The sequence below is a fragment of the Kitasatospora sp. NPDC093806 genome (assembly GCF_040683335.1).
Lineage (GTDB): Bacteria > Actinomycetota > Actinomycetes > Streptomycetales > Streptomycetaceae > Kitasatospora.
On the sequence record NZ_JBFBDO010000142.1, the window covers coordinates 1 to 15,856 of the forward strand.

Consider the following 15,856-nt stretch of genomic DNA (forward strand, 5'->3'; position numbering starts at 1 on the left):
CTTCCGTCCGGGGACGGAAGGTGCGGGCCCGTCGAGCTTGGCCGCCCGGACTCAGTCGCAGCTGATCAGCGCGAGGGTGGTCCGGCAGGTCCGGCTCGCCGAGTCGTTGGCGGGCACGGCGTCGACCGGCGTGCCGCCGGTGCGGGCGGCGGTGACGGTGAAGGTCCGGCCGAGGTTGAGCAGGCCGACCTGCACGGTGAAGTGCCGGGTGGTGCTCGCGCCCACGGCCAGCGGCTGGGCGAGCGTGCAGGTCAGCCGGCCGGAGGCGACGGCGCAGTCCGAGCTGTACGCACCGAGCCCGCTCGGCAGGCCGGCCGTCACGGTGGCGGCGGTCACCGGGGCGGGGCCCTGGTTGGCGAGGGTCAGCGTGTAGTCCACCCGCCCGCCGAGCAGCCCGGTCACCGGCGTGGCCGTGAGCGTCACGGCGAGGTCGGCGGTGGGCGCGGTGTACTCGAAGCGGTCGGCGGCCACGGCCGCGCTGGTGCCGCCGGGCGTGGTGACCCGGACGTCCACCGCGCCGGCGGCGGCCGCGGCCGGCGCGGTGGCGGTGCAGGCGGTCGCGGTGCAGGAGAAGGCGGTGGCATTGCCGGCCGCGCCGAAGCCGACGGCTGTCGCCCCGGCCAGGTCGGTGCCGGTGACGGTCACGACCGTGCCGCCGGCCTGCGGCCCGCTCGCCGGGCTGATCCCGGTGACCACCGGCACCGGCAACGGGAACCCGAGGACGCTCACCGCGGCGGCGTCGAAGTCGGCCAGGTAGCCGCGTCGGCCGTCGGGCGCGAGCGCCAGGGTGAACGGGCTCGCCCCGACCGGGACGGTGGCGGTGACGGTGCCGCTCGCGGCGTCCAGCACGCTGAGCGTGTCGTCGGCGTAGTTGCTGGCGTACACCGTCCGGCCGTCCGGGGCGACGGCGACCGCGTACGGATTGGCGCCGACCTGCACGGTGGCCGTCACGGCCAGGGTGGCGGTGGACACGGCGCTGACCGTGGAGTCGCCGCCGTTGGCGGTCCACAGCCGGGAGCCGTCGGGGGCGAGGGCCAGGCCGAAGACGCCGTGGCCGACCGGGACCGAGGCGCTCACGGTGTCGGTGGCGGTGTCGATGACGTCGACCCGCTGGTCGCCGGAGGCGGCGACGTAGACGTGCGCGCCGTCCGGGGCGACGGCCACCCCGTGCGGCTCGGCGCCGACCGGGACGGTCGCGGTGACGGTGCCGCTGGCGGTGTCCACGACGCTGACCGTCCCGGCGCCCGCGTTGGTCACGTACGCCCGGGCGCCGCCGGGGGCGACCGCCACCCCGAAGGCCCCGGCGCCGACCGGGACGGTGGCGGTCACCGTGTCGCTCGCCGTGTCCACCACGCTGAGCGTGCCGTCGAGGTGGTGGGTGAGGTAGGCGCGGCCCCCGTCCGGGGCGAAGGCGACGGCGTAGGAGCCGCTGCCGGCGGTGAAGGTGCCGGTCACCGCTCCGGTGGCGGTGGACAGGACGGTGACCGTGCCGCTGCCCTGGCTGGTCACGTAGCCGCGTCCGCCGTCCGGGGAGAGCGCGACGCCCGCCGGGTAGGGCGCGACCGGGACGGTGGCCGTCACGGTGGGCGGCGGCGCGGCGGCGGCTGCGGGGGCGGCGCCGGCGGTGCCGGGCTGGGCGAGCAGGGCGGCCGTGGCCGCGCCGGTGGCGGCCGCGGCCGTCCAGAACCGGCGCTGGGTCGGGCGTTGTCTCACGGTGGGGTCTCCGGGGATCGTCGGGTCGGGGATCGTCGTCTCGGGGCTCTGCGCGCCGCACCGGGGGCCGGTGTCCGGCGCGCGCCCGTCGACCTCGGACGGGATGCCGACGGGCGCCCGAAGCGTAGAAGCCCGCTTGACGGAGCGTCAGGGGATGACCGGGATTGTCACCAAGTGTTCAAAACCGGTCATCCGGTCATCATCCGAACCATCGGAGTCGAACCAACCGCCCCAACCGTCACTCTCGGCCCGCCACCGGGGCCACCTTCACTGCCATGTCATCCCCCAGCTTTTCTATCGTTCTAGAAACTCTCGTTTCATATTCGATAGTTTTGAGCGTACTAGACTCACCGGAGGACATCCGCGCGTCCACGCGGGAACCGGAGAGGAGCGGCAGCGATGACCGAGGAAGGACGGGTCGAGGTCCCCACCCGGACCCTGGTCGAGGGCATGGTCCGGGCCGACGGCACCATCGACGCCGGCGAGCTGTACGCGGTCGCCGGCGCCCTCGGCATGACCGACCAGCAGGTCCGCCTCTGCATCAAGCGGATGGCCGCCGACGGCCTGCTCGTCCAGGAGGGCCGCGGCCGCCGCGCCGTCCTGCGGGAGACCGAACAGGCCCGGCGCTCCGCCGAGCCCGAGGTCGAGTTCGTCCGCCACATGTACGCCCAGGACGCCGGCCTCGCCCCCTGGGACGGCCGCTGGCACCTCGCCGCCTTCGCTGTCCCCGAATCCGCCCGCACCGCCCGCGACACCCTCCGCGAAACCCTGGTCCGGCTCGGCGGCGCCGCCGTCCAGGGCGGCGTCTACGTCAGCGCCAACGCCTGGGAGCCCTATGTCGAGGCCGAGGTCGAACGGCTCGGCGTCGGCGACGGCGTCACCCTGCTCACCAGCACCGATCTGCGCATCGCCGGCGAGACCGAGCCGCGCGCGCTGGCCCGCCGGCTCTGGCCCCTCGACGAACTCGCCGACGGCCACCGCCGCCTGGCAGCCCTCGCCGCCGACCGCCTCACCCGCCTGACCGCCACCGCCCCGGTGACCGCCACCGCCACCGCCTCGGCGACGCGGACCGAACACCTCGCCATCGCCCTGGAACTGGCCGCCGAGTTCACCCGCGCCACCGCCCTCGACCCATTGCTCCCTCCGGAGCTCCTCCCCCGGCCCTGGCCCGGCACCGAGGCCCGCGCCCTCACCGCCGCCTGCTGGCGGCACCTCCGCCGCACCGACCGAGCGGACGCCGACCCCGGTCCGCGCTTCTTCCAGCGGTACAACGAGGTGATGGCCGACATCACCGGCGAGCCCGGGCCGCCCGCCTGACCTCCGTGCCGCATCGGCGGGACGCCCCGCGGCCGTTGTCAGTGGCGGGTGCGAGGATCCGGGGACGGACCTGCGAGGAGAGCACCATGGGCACCTGGGACATCGGCCCCTTCGAGAACGACACGGCCGCGGACTTCGCCAACGCGCTGGACGAGACGGCGCCGGACGAGCGCGAGAGCCTCGTCCGGAGCACACTGCTCCGTGCCGCGCAGAGCCGCGACGACCTCGACGCCGACTACGGGGCCGAAGCCGTCGCCGCCGCGGCGCGCATCGCCGCCCAGTACCCCGGCGGCGCACCCGTCGAACCTCCCTACGGACCCGAGCAGTCCCTGCCGGTCTTCTCGCCCGACCTCCGGGGGCTCGCGGTCGACGCGCTCGACCGGGTCCTCGCCGAGGACTCCGAACTCGCCGAGCTCTGGGACGAGACCGAGGACGGCCCGCTCTGGCGGGCGGACGTCGACCGCATACGCGCGGTCCTCGATCCCGCGCCCGGCCGCCCGCAGGAGGAGACGCTGTTCGAGGCGTAGGGGCTCTCCACCCTCCTCACCAGCCGTCGAGAAGGCTGGTGAGGCGGCCGGCGGCGCGGGCGCCCTGAGCCTCGGGGGTGTCGGCGGGACGGTCCGCGACGGTGCCGCGGAGGCCGCGGGTGCGGTGCGCGGCGGCCCGCTCGTGGACGCGCTCGGTGAGGGCGCTGGCCACGGTGGTGTAGCGCTCGGGGTTGCTGTGGAAGGCGAACGCGGCGGCCGGGACCAGCAGGCCGGCGGACGGGGTGACGCCCGCCGGGAGCGGGGCGCGCCGCAGCAGCGCCGAGGCCGTCGCGCGCAGGTCGGCGTCGGCGGCCGCCGCCGGACGGAGACCGAGCAGGGTGGCACCGCCGAGGGCCTTCAGGCGGGCCGTCAGCAGGGTGTGCACGGTGGGGCGCAGCCCCTCGGGCGCGGATTCGCGGCCGGGGTTCCCGGCCCAGTCGGCGCGCAGCTCGGCGGCGGCGTCCGGGTGACCCGCCTCCGCCAGGGTGTCCGCGACCAGCGCCACCCGGACCCGGGGCACCGGGTAGCGGGGGCTGGGCGGGCCGTCCGGCGTCAGGGCCACGAACTCGGCGAGGGTGAAGGCGAAACCGGAGCCGCCGCACAGCGTCCCGTACAGGTCGGCGAACACCTCCGGCAGCCGGTCCGTCCACCAGTCGGCGCCCTCGGTGGTCCGCTGCAGCAGCGCGCTCAACTCGCCCGCGAGCCCGAACGCGTCGAGCACGCAGTGGCCCACCTCGTGGGCGGTGAGGACGGCCTCCGGCAGGTGCCGGGACTGCACGAACGGCAGGCCGACCAGCGGCACGGGCAGCGCCCTGAGCAGCTCGCCGACCCGCGCCCGCCGCCCGTCGCCCATCAGCCGCGGCAGCGCGAACGGCACGGCGTGCGCGGTGAGGTGGACCAGCGGCGGCTCCACCGGAGGCGGGTCGCCGCCCTCGACCGTCCGGGCGGCGGTGAGGGCGGGCAGGTGGCAGGACCAGGCGAAGTCGTCGGCCAGCAGGAGGAAGTCGGCCACCGATTCGTCGTGGCGCTGCGCGAGCGCGTCCCGCAGCCGGCACCACACCTCCTGGAGCAGGCTCAGCTCGACGTCGGACCGCTCCGGCTCGCCCTCTCGGACCCGGGCCAGCAGCGGGCGGAGCGCGGCGTCCAGGGCGCAGACCTGGGTGTGGTGCTGAGGGAAGGGCGCGTCGGTGTCGGCGGTGAGGGCGAGCCAGTGGTCGAGGTCGGCGGCCAGCCCGTCGACCCGCGCCCGGAGGGCGGCTCGGCGGCGGGTGACGGCCTTCGGGACAACGGGGGTCACAGGTCGGTCCAGAGTGGGGCGAGGAGGTCCGGCGGGAGCACGCTGAACAGCGCGGGGAGCGCGATGGTCGGCGGGCCGGGATGACGCAGCAGCGCCCGGGTCAGCTCCTGGACGGCGTCCGCCGGACGCGTCCCGGTGAGGAGCTGTTCGACGAACTTCCGGCGGGCGCGCTCACTCTCCGCGCCGGGCCGCAGGAACGGGCCGATGGCCAGGACCGCCGAGAAGTCGCCGCGCGCGAGCACCTCGGCGGCGAACAGGTTGCGCAGCAGCAGCTGCCGCACGGCCTCGTGGTGCGAGCCGGGGTGCGTCGCCTCCAGGACGAGGACGGGGTTGGGGCCGCGGCGCCGCCCCAGGTACTCGCCGAGCCCGGCCGCGTCGCTCGCGCCCCGGGCGTCCCACTGCGCCCGGATCCGGCCCGAGGACTCGCGGAACTCTCCCTGGAGGTGGATGAGTTGCGGCCCACGTGTGGCGCGGGCGGCGTCGCCGCGCGTCGGGTCCACCAGGTGCGCGGCGCGGCTCACCTGGTAGAGCGGGAGGACGTGCGGCATCGAGGACCGCCCACCGGTGTGTTCCGAGTCCCCGGCGGAGCGGTTGCGCGCCAGCACGGCGACTCGGACCGGTGCGGGAGCGCCCAGCCAGAGGTCCTCGACGAACGAGCGGAGGTCCGTCGCCCGGCTGTCGCCCGGATGGTGGTCGCGCAGGCTCTGCAATCGTCCGAGGCCCACCGCCTCACCCTGACGTTCGGACAACCCCCGGTAGACGTGCCGCCGTTCGGGACCGAGTGCCAACTTCCCGTCAGTGGCGAGTGCCGCCTCCAACGGCGCGGCTGCCAGCACCCGGTGATCGGCGGATGACTCCACCCGCAGATCGGTGCTGTCGCCGGGCACCACGGCCAGCACCGGGCCGACCTCCGCCACCCATTCCGCGTCGGATGCGGAGAGCACGGTCTGCAAGGCGTCCACGGTGCGGAACCAGTCGGCCACCCGGCGCGGCACCACCTTCGCACGCTCGGACCCGTCGGGGAGCCGCACCCGGAACCGGGCACGGACCGGCGGGAAGCGGGTGCCGCCGGAGAACGTGAGAACGTGTTCCCGCCACAGGCCCCCCGGGGCGACCACGACCGCGCTGCCGGTCGTCGGGAGGAGCCAGCTCTCCGGCTCGACACCGAGCTCCCGGTACAGCTCCCGCGCGTACCGGAGCAGCGTACCGGCCTCGTCCGGGCCCCGTCCGGTCCGACTCTCCGCCATCGCCGCCACAGCCATGGCACGGGCCTTGGTGAGGCTGGTCGGGCGGAGCTCCACCAACGACCGGGCCCGGACCGACAAGGTCCACCCCTCCTCGTCCCAACCCTCCCAGAACGCCGCCACGGCCTGTTCGACCAGCACGGCCGCCGCCGCCTCCGGGACCCGCGCGTACTGCCGGGCCAGTTCATCGGCCAGCCGGGGCGGCAGTGGCTCGCCCGGCCGGTGCGTGGGTGCCGGACGGTCGAGGTGGAGCAACCACGCCGCACCCTCCGTCCGGGTGAGCACCGCGATGCAGGAGCGGACGAGGTCGCGCGCCTGCCAGGTGCGGCCGAGCAGGCGGAGCAGCTCGGCGTAGGTCAGCCCGAGGGCGGCCGCGTCGGGGCTCTCGGTCCACTCCAGGTCCGGGGTGCACAGGTCGGTCAGCCGGGCGGCGGTCTCCAGGGACACCTGGAGCGGCCGGGTCAGTTCGCGCAGCCGCTCCAGGGCGACGAGGCGGGCCTGCGGCAGCCCCAGCGGACCGAGCGCGTCGATCATCTCGCCGGTCAGCGCCTCGTCCTCGGCCGGGTCCGCGAAGGCGAGCCCGCCGAGCAGCCAGAGCACCCGGTTCGGTGGCGGCGCGGACGCGCGCCAGGCGTTCAGGACGTGGCTCATCACCCACGAGGGCACATCGGGCCACCACATCAGGTCGGCGAGGACCGGGAGCGGCACGGTGGGGGTCGCGGGCTCGGCCGGCCCGGGATCCGTCATCCGCACCACGCGGGCCATCATGTCCACGGCTTCCGAATGGCGCCCGCCGGCCGCACGGAGCAGCCGGGCGCCCCGCGCCAGGAGCGGGATCAGCTCGGGTTCCGGCAGGTCCGCCTCCTCCACGAGCCGGACCAACTGGGCTACCTCGGCCCGTGGCGCCCGGAGCCGGATGAGCGCCTCGGCGCGGACCAGCAGGCACCGGGCCTCGCCGGGCCGGGCGACCGGGACGGCCGCCGGCGAGTCGGTGAGCACCAGCACGTGGTTCGGCCGGTGCAGCCGAAGCGCCGCGAGCGCCGCCAGGTCGGTCGGCCGGCTCAGGCGGCTGCGGGCGAGCTCCGCGTACGCGTCGAGCGCCTCGCTCGGGCGGCCGACGGCGAGCAGCAGCCGCAGGTGGAGTTCGGGCGCGCTCGCGGTGCCCAGCCGGGGCAGCCAGCGGGCCGCGTGGCCGACGAATCCGGCGTCCAGCAGGCGCGTCACGTCGGCGAGCGTCTCGGGCGCGGGTGGTCCGCCCCCGGGCCGGAGCAGCCGGTCGGCCTGTTCGAAGGCGTACTGGGCCTCGCCGACCCGGCCCCGCGCCAGGGAGACGGCGCCGGTCAGGCGGTGGTGTTCGGCGACGGACTCGGTGGTGACGGAGTCCAGGTTCCGCGCGGCACTGTCCAGACTGTCCTTCGCCTCGGACAGGCGGCCGAGCTCGATGAGTACGGCGGCGGCGGCCAGCTCGACCGAGCAGCCGAGCTCCGGGTCCGGCGCCCCGTCCAGCAAGGAGCGCGCTGCGCCCAGATCAGCGAGCAGTTCCTCCTGTACTTCCGGGATCTCCAGATAGGACCGGCAGATCATCAGTCGTGCGCGGACCCGGGCATGAGGGGGCAGAGTCACTTCACCCGACAGTTCGAGTACTGTCACCCTTTCGACCACCAGGGCCGGCCGGACTTCCGGAGTGCCCGGCCCCGGCCGCCCGAGCAGCCGCGCCCACGCCTCTTCGCCCTCCTCCGGGTCCGCCGTGAACCGGTGGTAGAACTCCTCCACCCTCCACTCGACCCACCGCTCCTGGTCCTCCTCCGCTCGCCGCGCGAAGTGCTCGGCGAGGTCGCGGTGGAGCAGGCGCGACACCGGGTGGTCGGCGAGCAGCGTGCGCAGCGGCTCGCGGACCATCGGGTCCAGGACCAGCGCTTCCGGGTCGGCCGGGTCTCGGTCGACCCAGAGGGCGTCACCGGCGTATCGGGTCAGGGCGGCCCAGAGGTCGGGGAGTTCGGCCGCGTCGTCGGTGAAGCCCGGGTCGGCCTGGAGGAAGATCGGGAACCGCACGACGGGACGCTCGTCGCGGCTGGGGTCGTCGTCCGTGCTCCGGCCCCGGATGGCCGAGCGCAGGTGCGGGAGCATCACGTCCTCGACGACGCGCAGGGTCAGCCGTCGCGGGATCACCCCGTAGCGGAGCAGCCAGCGGATCCGGTCGTCGTGGACGCGTTCGAGGACGCGGTCGATGGCGTAGAGGAGTCCGGGGCCGGAAGCGGAGCGGATCTGTTCGGCGGTGAGGTCGCCGGCCAGGTCGGCGAAGAGGGCGAGGGTGTAGGGCAGGCCGTCGCTGCTCTCGGTGATCGCCCGGCGCAGTTCCGGGTCCGCGATCGCGCGGACCTCGCGCAGGTAGGCGTCGGCCTCCTCCCGGCCGAAGGGTTCGAGCCGTACCGCGCGCGCTCGCACCGGCACGGCCTCGGCCAGGTCGTACCGGCCGGAGAGGACGATCCGCACCCCGGGCGCTTCGACGAGTTCGTCGAGCATGGCGGTGAGTTCCCGCAGCGGTGCGCCGTCCCGGAGCAGCAGCTCCTCCAGGGTGTCCAGGACCAGGATCGCCGACGTGCCCCGGCGTTGGAGGGATTCCTCCAGGACGGCGCCGAAGCGCCGCCGGACCGCTCGGCCCCGTTGGACGGTGAGCGCCGGACCGGAGGCCCGGTCGCGCTTGCCCAGAAGCAGGGAGAGGCATTCCCCGTGCTCGGCGAGGAGTTCCTCGAACGGCGCGTCCGGCAGCTGCTCGTTCAACTGCGCGGCGGCCTCCAGCAGGAGCAGCCACGGTTGGCCGGCGGCCACGACCGGATCGCAGCGGTCCAAGTCCAGGTAGGCGCAGGGCACCGGGATGGCCCGGTCCTGGCAGTACCGGGCCATGAACCAGCGCAGCAGCATGGACTTCCCGGCGCCGCCGGTGGCGTGCAGGCGGACGACCGCCTCGGTCGGCCGCTCGACCAGGGCGCGCAGCGGCTCCTCCGCCCGTTCGCGGCCGAAGTAGCCGGCCGACTGGTGGTAGGCCGGGCGCCAGAGGGCGCGGGAGCGGACCCGGACGCGGGCCTCGGCGACGGTGCGGCCGAGCGGGCGCGGGAGCAGCGGGGCGATCTGCGGGTCGGTGACGGCGTTCACCAGGTCCTGGCAGTGGGCCAGGTCGAACCGCCGGTCGGCCTCGTCGAAGGCGGCGCGGAAGCCGGTGGGGGTGAGTTCGCCGGTGATGGCGAGCTGGCGCAGCCACGCGGGCTGGTCGCCCGCCGTCGCGTAGACCCGGGCCAGGGTGACGGCGAGGTTGCGCAGCCGGACCGGGGCCGTGCTGCTCGGCGTGGCGCTGCCCTGCCACCAGGAGTCCCAGCAGGTGAAGCGCAGCAGGTCGGTGATCCGGTAGCGGCCGGGTGGGGCCGCCCGTTCGAGCAGGCCGTGGTCGAGCAGTTCGGCGATCGACGGGCCGCTCGTACCGGCCAGGACGATGCGGTACAGCTCCTCGGTGAAGTCGGGGACGACGCTGCAGTTGCGCAGGACGTCCCGCCAGGAGGCATCGATCCGGTCGAGCAGGATCCGGTCGAGCGGGTCGCCCTGCTCGATGCGGGCGCCGAGTTCGTCGAAGGGGGTGGGGAGGCGGTCGGTCATCGGACCCTCAGCTCCGATTCGAAGGCGCGCATCGTCAACCCGAGCGAACTGGGTGTCAATCCGCCGTGGATCGCGGTGAGGGGCGCCATCATCGCCTCCCAGATCCCCCGGTGCTCCTCCGACAAACCACGCACCCGGCCGTAGTCGCGGACCGCCTCCTCCACCACGTCCGAAGCGAACGGGCCGAGCGGGATCCACCGGGCGGTCTCCCGCAGCGGGTACGGCACCAGGGCCGCCTCCTCGTCGTCGGCGATCAGGACGGTCCGGGCGCGGCCGTCGGCGCGGGCGGCCAACGGCTCGATCAGATGCGGGGCGAGCAGCTGCTGGAGGGTCAGGCGTTCCAGCGAGCCGAGGCCGGCCAGGGCGAGGACCAGTCCGGCCTCGGTGGCGAGCGTGTGGAGGGCGTCGGCGAGGTGATGCAGCGCGGTGTGCCGGCGGTCGGGGGCGAGGCCGACGCTGTTGCCGGGGACGGTCTCCTGCCACACCCGGTCCGTCCCGAGCGGGAGCCAGGGTCCCTGCTCGTCGGTGGTCCAGTGGTCGTGGAGCCGGGCCAGGCGGTGTTCGAGCAGCAGGAGCTGCTTGTGGCCGGGGGCGGCTTCGCGCAGCCGGTCGACGACGGCGTGGACCAGGTCCAGCCAGGTGGCGGTCCCGCCGAGGACGCGCAGGTCGACCCATATGGTCAGGGCGCCGTTGCGGTACCAGGTGTGCAGCGCCGACCTGACCAGGGTCGCCTTGCCGATCTTGGGGCCGCCGGTGACCACGGTGACCGGCGTGGCCGGACCGGTCGGCGCGAAGCCGTCGAACAGGCGGCGCCGCTCGGCCACCCGGTCGACGGCGTGCCGCAGGTTCCAGCGCTCGTCGGCGAACCGGTCGTCGGTCTCCGCCGCGCCGCGCAGGTCGGCCGAGCGCTCCAGGACGGCGTCCGGGTGGACGCGGACGGCGAGCACCGGCCGGGCCCAGTCCGCCCGGTCGAGGTCGGCTCGCAGCAGCGCGTGGCGGGCGGCCCGGACGGCGTGGTCGACGGGCTCGCCCTGGCCGAGGGCGCCGTGGAACGCCTCGGCGAACCGGACGGCGGGCCCCGACTCGATGCCGCCGCTCATCCCGATCACCGCCGCCACGCCGCCGCGCAGCAGCGCGGCCAGCAGCGGCTCGGTGGCCGGCCCGGCGGTGTCGCAGGCGTTCAGCACGACCAGACGCGGCGGGTGGACGGCGAGCAGGCCGTGCACGTTCGCTCCGGTGATCTGCCAGGGTTCGCGGCCGGGCGGGTGGAAGGTCAGCACGCCCCGGTCGGCGTCGTCGCGTTGCCGGTGGCCGATGAAGTGCAGGACGTGCGGGGTGAGGTCCCGCAGCGCGGTGGCGAGTTCCTCGGAGGTGGGGGTGTGCAGCACCTCGACGTGCCACTCGCCGATCGGGTCGGCCAGCCGGGTGCGGATCCGTCCGATCTCGTCGTCCGCCCGGATCGCCGGGTCGGTTTCACCCAGCACGACGAGTATCCGCAACGGCAGCCGGAGCGGCGCGGGTTCGCCCTGCGCGAGGGCGGCCCTCGGGTGGTCCAGCCGGGCGAAGGTGAGCCCGGGGCCGGCGCTGACGCAGAACGGCTCGGCGCCGTCGCAGGGGTCGGCGACCAGTTCCCAGGGGAGACCGCGCAGCGGCTGCGGCCGGACGTCGAGCAGGGTGCGGGCCGGGTGGCCGGCGGCGTGGCTCCGGCGCACCTGGTCGAGCCAGGGGTCGAGCAGCTCGGCTTCGGCGAGGGCGCGGCCGAGCAGGCCGCCGGCGGTCCGGACGTCCGCGGCGAGCGGCAGCTCGGGGGTGAACAGTTCGCTGCAGAGGAGGAGCTGATCGTGGCGCAGGAAATCGTGGGCGAGTGCCCGGCCCTCGCGGAGGGAGCCGGCAGGCTCGGCTCCACCAGGGCCGACCGCGAGGAGGGTCGGGTGGCCGCCGCCGTCGGGGGCCGGTTCGCCGATCCGGATCAGCGCGGTGTGGGGCGGGAGCCAGTCCATGGCCTCGGCGTCCAACGGTGTCAGTTCGCCCGTCGCTCCTTGAGGGTCCGGGCGAACTGTTCCAGCTCGACCATGCTCCAGGCTCTCGGTGGCGCGCCGACCGGACGGGCGCCGTGCGCGCCCGGCGGCAGTTCGGCGACCCGGGCGGCGTCGCCCGAGCCGTAGGGCACGGCGCGGTCGGGAGCGGTGGGCTGCGCCCCGCCGCGTTCGGCGTCGGCCCCGAGCGAGATGGCGGCGAGCAGCCCGTTGAGGACCTCGGTGTCGCCGCGCGCCGCGTCGACCGCCGCGCCCTGGCGGCCGGCCTCCGCCCGCGCGGCGGCCGCGTCCTCCCGGGCCGCGTTCAGGGCGCCGCGCTGCACCGAGCCGCCGAAGACCAGACCGGCGGCGGCGAAGACGATGGCCTCCAGGCCGGAGAAGAGGAAGACCAGGCGGTCCCAGTTCGCGTCGCCGCGCTTGACCGCGAGGAAGATCATCATCGCCGCGTAGCCGGCCAGGACCACGCAGACCAGGAGGTACACCGTCCAGTGGATCGGTGCCGCCGTCGTCGACCGCGACGCCGTCGACTCCGGCTCCCCCGACCCGGCCCCCGCTCCCGTACCCGCTCCCGCGCCGGGCGGCCAACCGCCCTGGTCCGCCCCGGACTCCGTCCCCGGCATCCCGCGCCCCCTTCGTCCCCGCCGACCACCATCCGGCGGTCGGCGCCTCCGCTTCGGTGTGCACGCGAGTATGCCAGAGCGGACCTGACCGACTGCTCCCCGTTACCGCAACGGGACATGGCGTTCGGTCAGGTCCGCTCGGACGTGCTCAAAGGTGCCCGGCCGGGCCGAGGGGCCGGTCAGCGCTTGACGGCCACACCGCCGTACATCGCGATGTCCCGGTCCCGGATCGGCGCCGCGCCCGGGTCCGGGTTCCAGTGGTGGACCAGGGTGACGCCGGGGTCGAGCAGTTCGTAGCCGTCGAAGAAGGCGAGGGTCTCGGCCCGGTCCCGGATCTGCAGCGGGATGCCCCGGGCGTTGTACTCGCGGCCGACGCCGCCGACGCCCACCGGGTCGGTGTCGCCGGTGAAGACGGTCAGAGCGAGGAAGCTGCCGGGCGCCAGCCGGTCCATCAGCCGCCGGACGATGCCCTGCGGATCGTCCCGGTCGAGGACGAAGTGCACGATCGCGATCAGCGAGAGCGCCACCGGCTGGGAGAGGTCCAACACCTCGCGCAGCCGCGGCGAGTCCAGGATGGAGTCGACGTCGCGCAGGTCGGCGTCAAGGTAGGCGGTGCGGCCCTCCGGGGTGCTGGACATCAGCGCCCGGGCGTGGGTCAGCACGATCGGGTCGTTGTCGACGTAGACGACCCGCGACTCCGGCGCCACGGCCTGGGCTATCTCGTGCACATTGGGCGAGGTGGGGATGCCGGTGCCGATGTCCAGGAACTGGCGGACGCCGTGCTTCTCGGCGAGGTGGCGGACCACCCGTTCCATGAAGGTGCGGGTGGTCCGCATCGAGGTGGGCAGGGCCGGCCAGGCCTTCACGGAGGCGTGGGCGGCGGTGCGGTCCGGCGCGAAGTTGGTCTTGCCGCCGATGAGGTAGTCGTAGACCCGGGCCGAGTGCGGGACGTCCATCCGCAGGTCCACCCCCGCCCAGGTCTCCCGGTCCTGCTCGCCGGACCGCTCCCCCGACACCCAGTCAGCGCGCGACATCTCGCCCTCCCCTGTTCCCATGGCATGCGTCCCCGTGCGTTCCCCGTCGCGTCGACCGCCTCGGCGGTCACGCCTTGGTGCGCATGGTAACCGTAACCGGTGGACGGCGACGGCGAGTTCCCGGGGTGCCGGGGGCGTCCTGGCGCCGGGTCCTAGCCTCCGAACAGGGCCGCGAACGCGGTCTCCAGGCCGCTCACCGCCGCCGCCAGCACCGCGACCGTCCGCAGCGCGTCGGACGCGGACCTGACCCGGCGCCGCAGCGGGCCCTCGCGGGGCTCGTCGAGCGCCGTCTCGGCGAGGATGTCGGCGAGCGCGGCCTCGGCGTCGGCGGCGTCCTCCTCCGGTACGGCGCCCGGCTGTTCGGCGCGCAGCCGGGCCAGCGCGGCGCGCAGCGTCTCGGCCGCCGCGCGCAGCGCCTCGGGACCGGTCGCTCCCCCGGCGGCCGCGTCGGCGCCGATCCGGACGACCGCGCCCTGGCCGCCGGCCACCGGGCCGTGCACGGTCGAGCCGACCACCTGGACGCCGCCGCTGTTCCAGTTACCGCCCGCCGGCGGACCCAACGGGCCCACCGGATCCGGCTGCTGACTGCTCATCACTTCCCCTTCCCCTTGCCCTTGCTCTCCTTGCCGAGGTCGATCCGCGCGTTGCTGCCGCCCGCGACCGGCCCGTGCACGGTGGAACCCACCACCTGCACCCCGCCGTTGTTGATGTTGGTGATGCTCTGCGACTGCTCCTCGAAGGCCGTGCTGTCGTAGCCGCGCGCCCGCAGTTCGTCGCCGACCGCGCTGAACACCCGCTCCGTCACGGTGCTGAGGAACCGCTGCACGTCGTGCTCCTGGAAGATGTTCTGGTACGTCCCGCCGGCGCCGAGCTCACGCACGCTCGACCGGGGCGCGTAGTCGACGGCGTAGCCGGCCCGGGTGAGGTGGCGGTAGCGGCGGGCGAGCCGGGCGGCCCGGCGGCGCGAGGTCCAGCCCTGCCGCAGCTGGCCGACCGCGATCACCAGGTCACCGGGCAGCCGGCGCGCGGACCAGCCGAGCGCGTTCATAGCGTGGGCGAACCCGGAGCGGTGCCCGAGCAGGTCGACCACGTGGTACGCCTGGGCAACCGGCCCCAGCACATAGGGCAGCCATTCCAGGTACAGCAGTCCGCCCCGGGTGCTGGCCCGGACCAGCACGGTGACCACCACCTCCTCCTGCCAGGAGCCGACCCGGATGGCCAGGTAGTGCCGCAGCCGCTCGTGGCCGGAGCGGCTCAGCAGGTCCGCCCAGGCCGGTTCGAGCAGCACCTGCTCGCCGGCTCGGCCGGACATCGCGCCCAGCCAGCCGTCCGGCTGGTCGCCGCGTAGGCTGGGCCGGAACACCCGGTCGGTGACGGAGAGGCCGCGCAGCGCGTCGTCCGGGTAGCGCGGGTCGTCGGCGAGCGCGCGCACCCGGGCCGCGACGGTCTTGTAGAGCGCGGTGGCGTCGATCGCGTCGGGCACCCGGCCCTGGGCGGCCCGCTCGGCGGAGGGCCGCAGCTCGAAGGTCATCCGCCAGATCCGTCCGGCTTCGCCCAGGCCGACCAGCGGGGCCTGCCGGCGGTAGAGCAGTTCGGGCCCGCCCTGCTGCTCGCGCAGCCGGTCGTACAGCCGGGCGGACCGGGCGGACCGCGGCTCCGGCGGGGCGACGGGGGTGTCGTCCATCCCGACGAGCGCGCTCAGCCGGCGGCGGAGCCGGTAGCGGAGCGCGGCCAGCAGGCACCAGAGCGCCGCCAGTTCGAGGAGCATGACGACGCCGACGCCGCTCAGCAGGTCGGGGGCGACATCCAGGTCGAGGTCCGCACTCCGGACCGGGCCGTAGAAGTAGGTGATGGCCGTCACGAGCAGGGCCAGCGCCCCGACGACCCGGCCGATCACCGCGACGACGCCCCGCCAGCCGGTGGCGCGCGGGGCCTGCGGGGTGATCATCAGGCGCTCGACCTCCAGGCCGAGCCGGTGGTCCATCCGGCCGGCGCCGAAGCCGCCGACCAGGCCGAGCAGCAGGAGCACCAGCAGGGTGGCGATCCCGGCGCCGACGCCGAGCAGCGGGAAACCGAGGACGAGGACGAGCAGGCACGCGACGCCGGTCCAGGCCTCCCAGCGGCGGGCGGTGAGGGCCTCGTGCAGCACCCGGACCAGGTCGGTGCCGGGCGAGGGGGCGGGGATGCGGAAGGACTGTTCGACCAGTTCCTCGATCAGTGCCGCGCGGAACCGGCGGTCCAGCCAGGCGGCGGCGCACAGGTAGCGGGTGGCGTCGCCGGGGACGGTGCCGGCCTGGTGGTGCAGGTTGGCCGGGGTCGCGGGCAGACGGCGCGTACCTGGTGACCGGGGCGTTCGGGGCGCTCGGGCGGCTGCTCTGCCGGACGCTGGTCCGGCGGGGGGCCCGGCGGCTGATCCTGGT

The 15,856-nt window shown here is 75.3% G+C and carries 11 protein-coding genes; 3 read left to right on the plus strand and 8 right to left on the minus strand.

Going from position 1 to position 15,856, the window contains the following annotated elements:
- Positions 1 to 51: 51 nt before the first annotated feature.
- Entirely contained in the window at positions 52 to 1,713 is a 1,662-nt protein-coding gene (locus AB0N76_RS36175) for a beta-propeller fold lactonase family protein (protein ID WP_363564720.1), read from the minus strand.
- A gap of 399 nt (positions 1,714 to 2,112) precedes the next feature.
- On the opposite strand from AB0N76_RS36175, the gene AB0N76_RS36180 reads away from it, so the two are divergent.
- Both AB0N76_RS36180 and AB0N76_RS36185 read left to right on the plus strand, forming a co-directional pair.
- On the plus strand, positions 2,113 to 3,030 hold the full coding sequence (locus tag AB0N76_RS36180; protein ID WP_363564722.1) for a PaaX family transcriptional regulator C-terminal domain-containing protein: 918 nt from the start codon (positions 2,113 to 2,115) through the stop codon (positions 3,028 to 3,030).
- A gap of 86 nt (positions 3,031 to 3,116) precedes the next feature.
- The gene (locus tag AB0N76_RS36185; protein WP_363564724.1) at positions 3,117 to 3,557 is read left to right on the plus strand and encodes a DUF4259 domain-containing protein; all 441 of its coding nucleotides are present in this window, start codon (positions 3,117 to 3,119) and stop codon (positions 3,555 to 3,557) included.
- A gap of 16 nt (positions 3,558 to 3,573) precedes the next feature.
- Here the strand turns inward: AB0N76_RS36185 and AB0N76_RS36190 are convergent, their stop codons facing one another.
- The 7 genes from AB0N76_RS36190 to AB0N76_RS36220 form a co-directional block, all read right to left on the minus strand.
- Entirely contained in the window at positions 3,574 to 4,854 is a 1,281-nt protein-coding gene (locus AB0N76_RS36190; RefSeq protein WP_363564726.1) for a hypothetical protein, read from the minus strand.
- Entirely contained in the window at positions 4,851 to 9,746 is a 4,896-nt protein-coding gene (locus AB0N76_RS36195) for a hypothetical protein (protein WP_363564728.1), read from the minus strand. Before AB0N76_RS36195 ends, AB0N76_RS36190 begins: the two co-directional genes overlap by 4 nt.
- Positions 9,743 to 11,746 (minus strand): CHAT domain-containing protein, encoded by a 2,004-nt coding sequence (locus AB0N76_RS36200; RefSeq protein ID WP_363564730.1) that lies wholly within the window; start codon positions 11,744 to 11,746, stop codon positions 9,743 to 9,745. The genes AB0N76_RS36195 and AB0N76_RS36200 overlap by 4 nt, the downstream gene beginning before the upstream one ends.
- A 20-nt stretch (positions 11,747 to 11,766) precedes the next feature.
- Positions 11,767 to 12,264, minus strand: coding sequence for a hypothetical protein (locus AB0N76_RS36205; RefSeq protein WP_363564732.1), 498 nt, complete (start codon positions 12,262 to 12,264; stop codon positions 11,767 to 11,769).
- Positions 12,265 to 12,581: 317 nt separating this feature from the next.
- Complete coding sequence (locus AB0N76_RS36210) at positions 12,582 to 13,436, minus strand: SAM-dependent methyltransferase (protein ID WP_363564734.1); 855 nt, start codon at positions 13,434 to 13,436, stop codon at positions 12,582 to 12,584.
- Positions 13,437 to 13,588: 152 nt separating this feature from the next.
- Entirely contained in the window at positions 13,589 to 14,029 is a 441-nt protein-coding gene (locus tag AB0N76_RS36215) for a hypothetical protein (protein WP_363564736.1), read from the minus strand.
- Positions 14,029 to 15,585 carry a hypothetical protein gene (locus tag AB0N76_RS36220; RefSeq protein WP_363564738.1) on the minus strand — a complete coding sequence of 519 codons (1,557 nt, stop codon included), beginning with the start codon at positions 15,583 to 15,585 and terminating at the stop codon, positions 14,029 to 14,031. Before AB0N76_RS36220 ends, AB0N76_RS36215 begins: the two co-directional genes overlap by 1 nt.
- 191 nt (positions 15,586 to 15,776) lie before the next feature.
- Here AB0N76_RS36220 and AB0N76_RS36225 point away from each other — a divergent pair.
- On the plus strand, positions 15,777 to 15,856 hold an 80-nt coding region (locus tag AB0N76_RS36225), incomplete at its 3' end, for a KR domain-containing protein (RefSeq protein ID WP_363564740.1).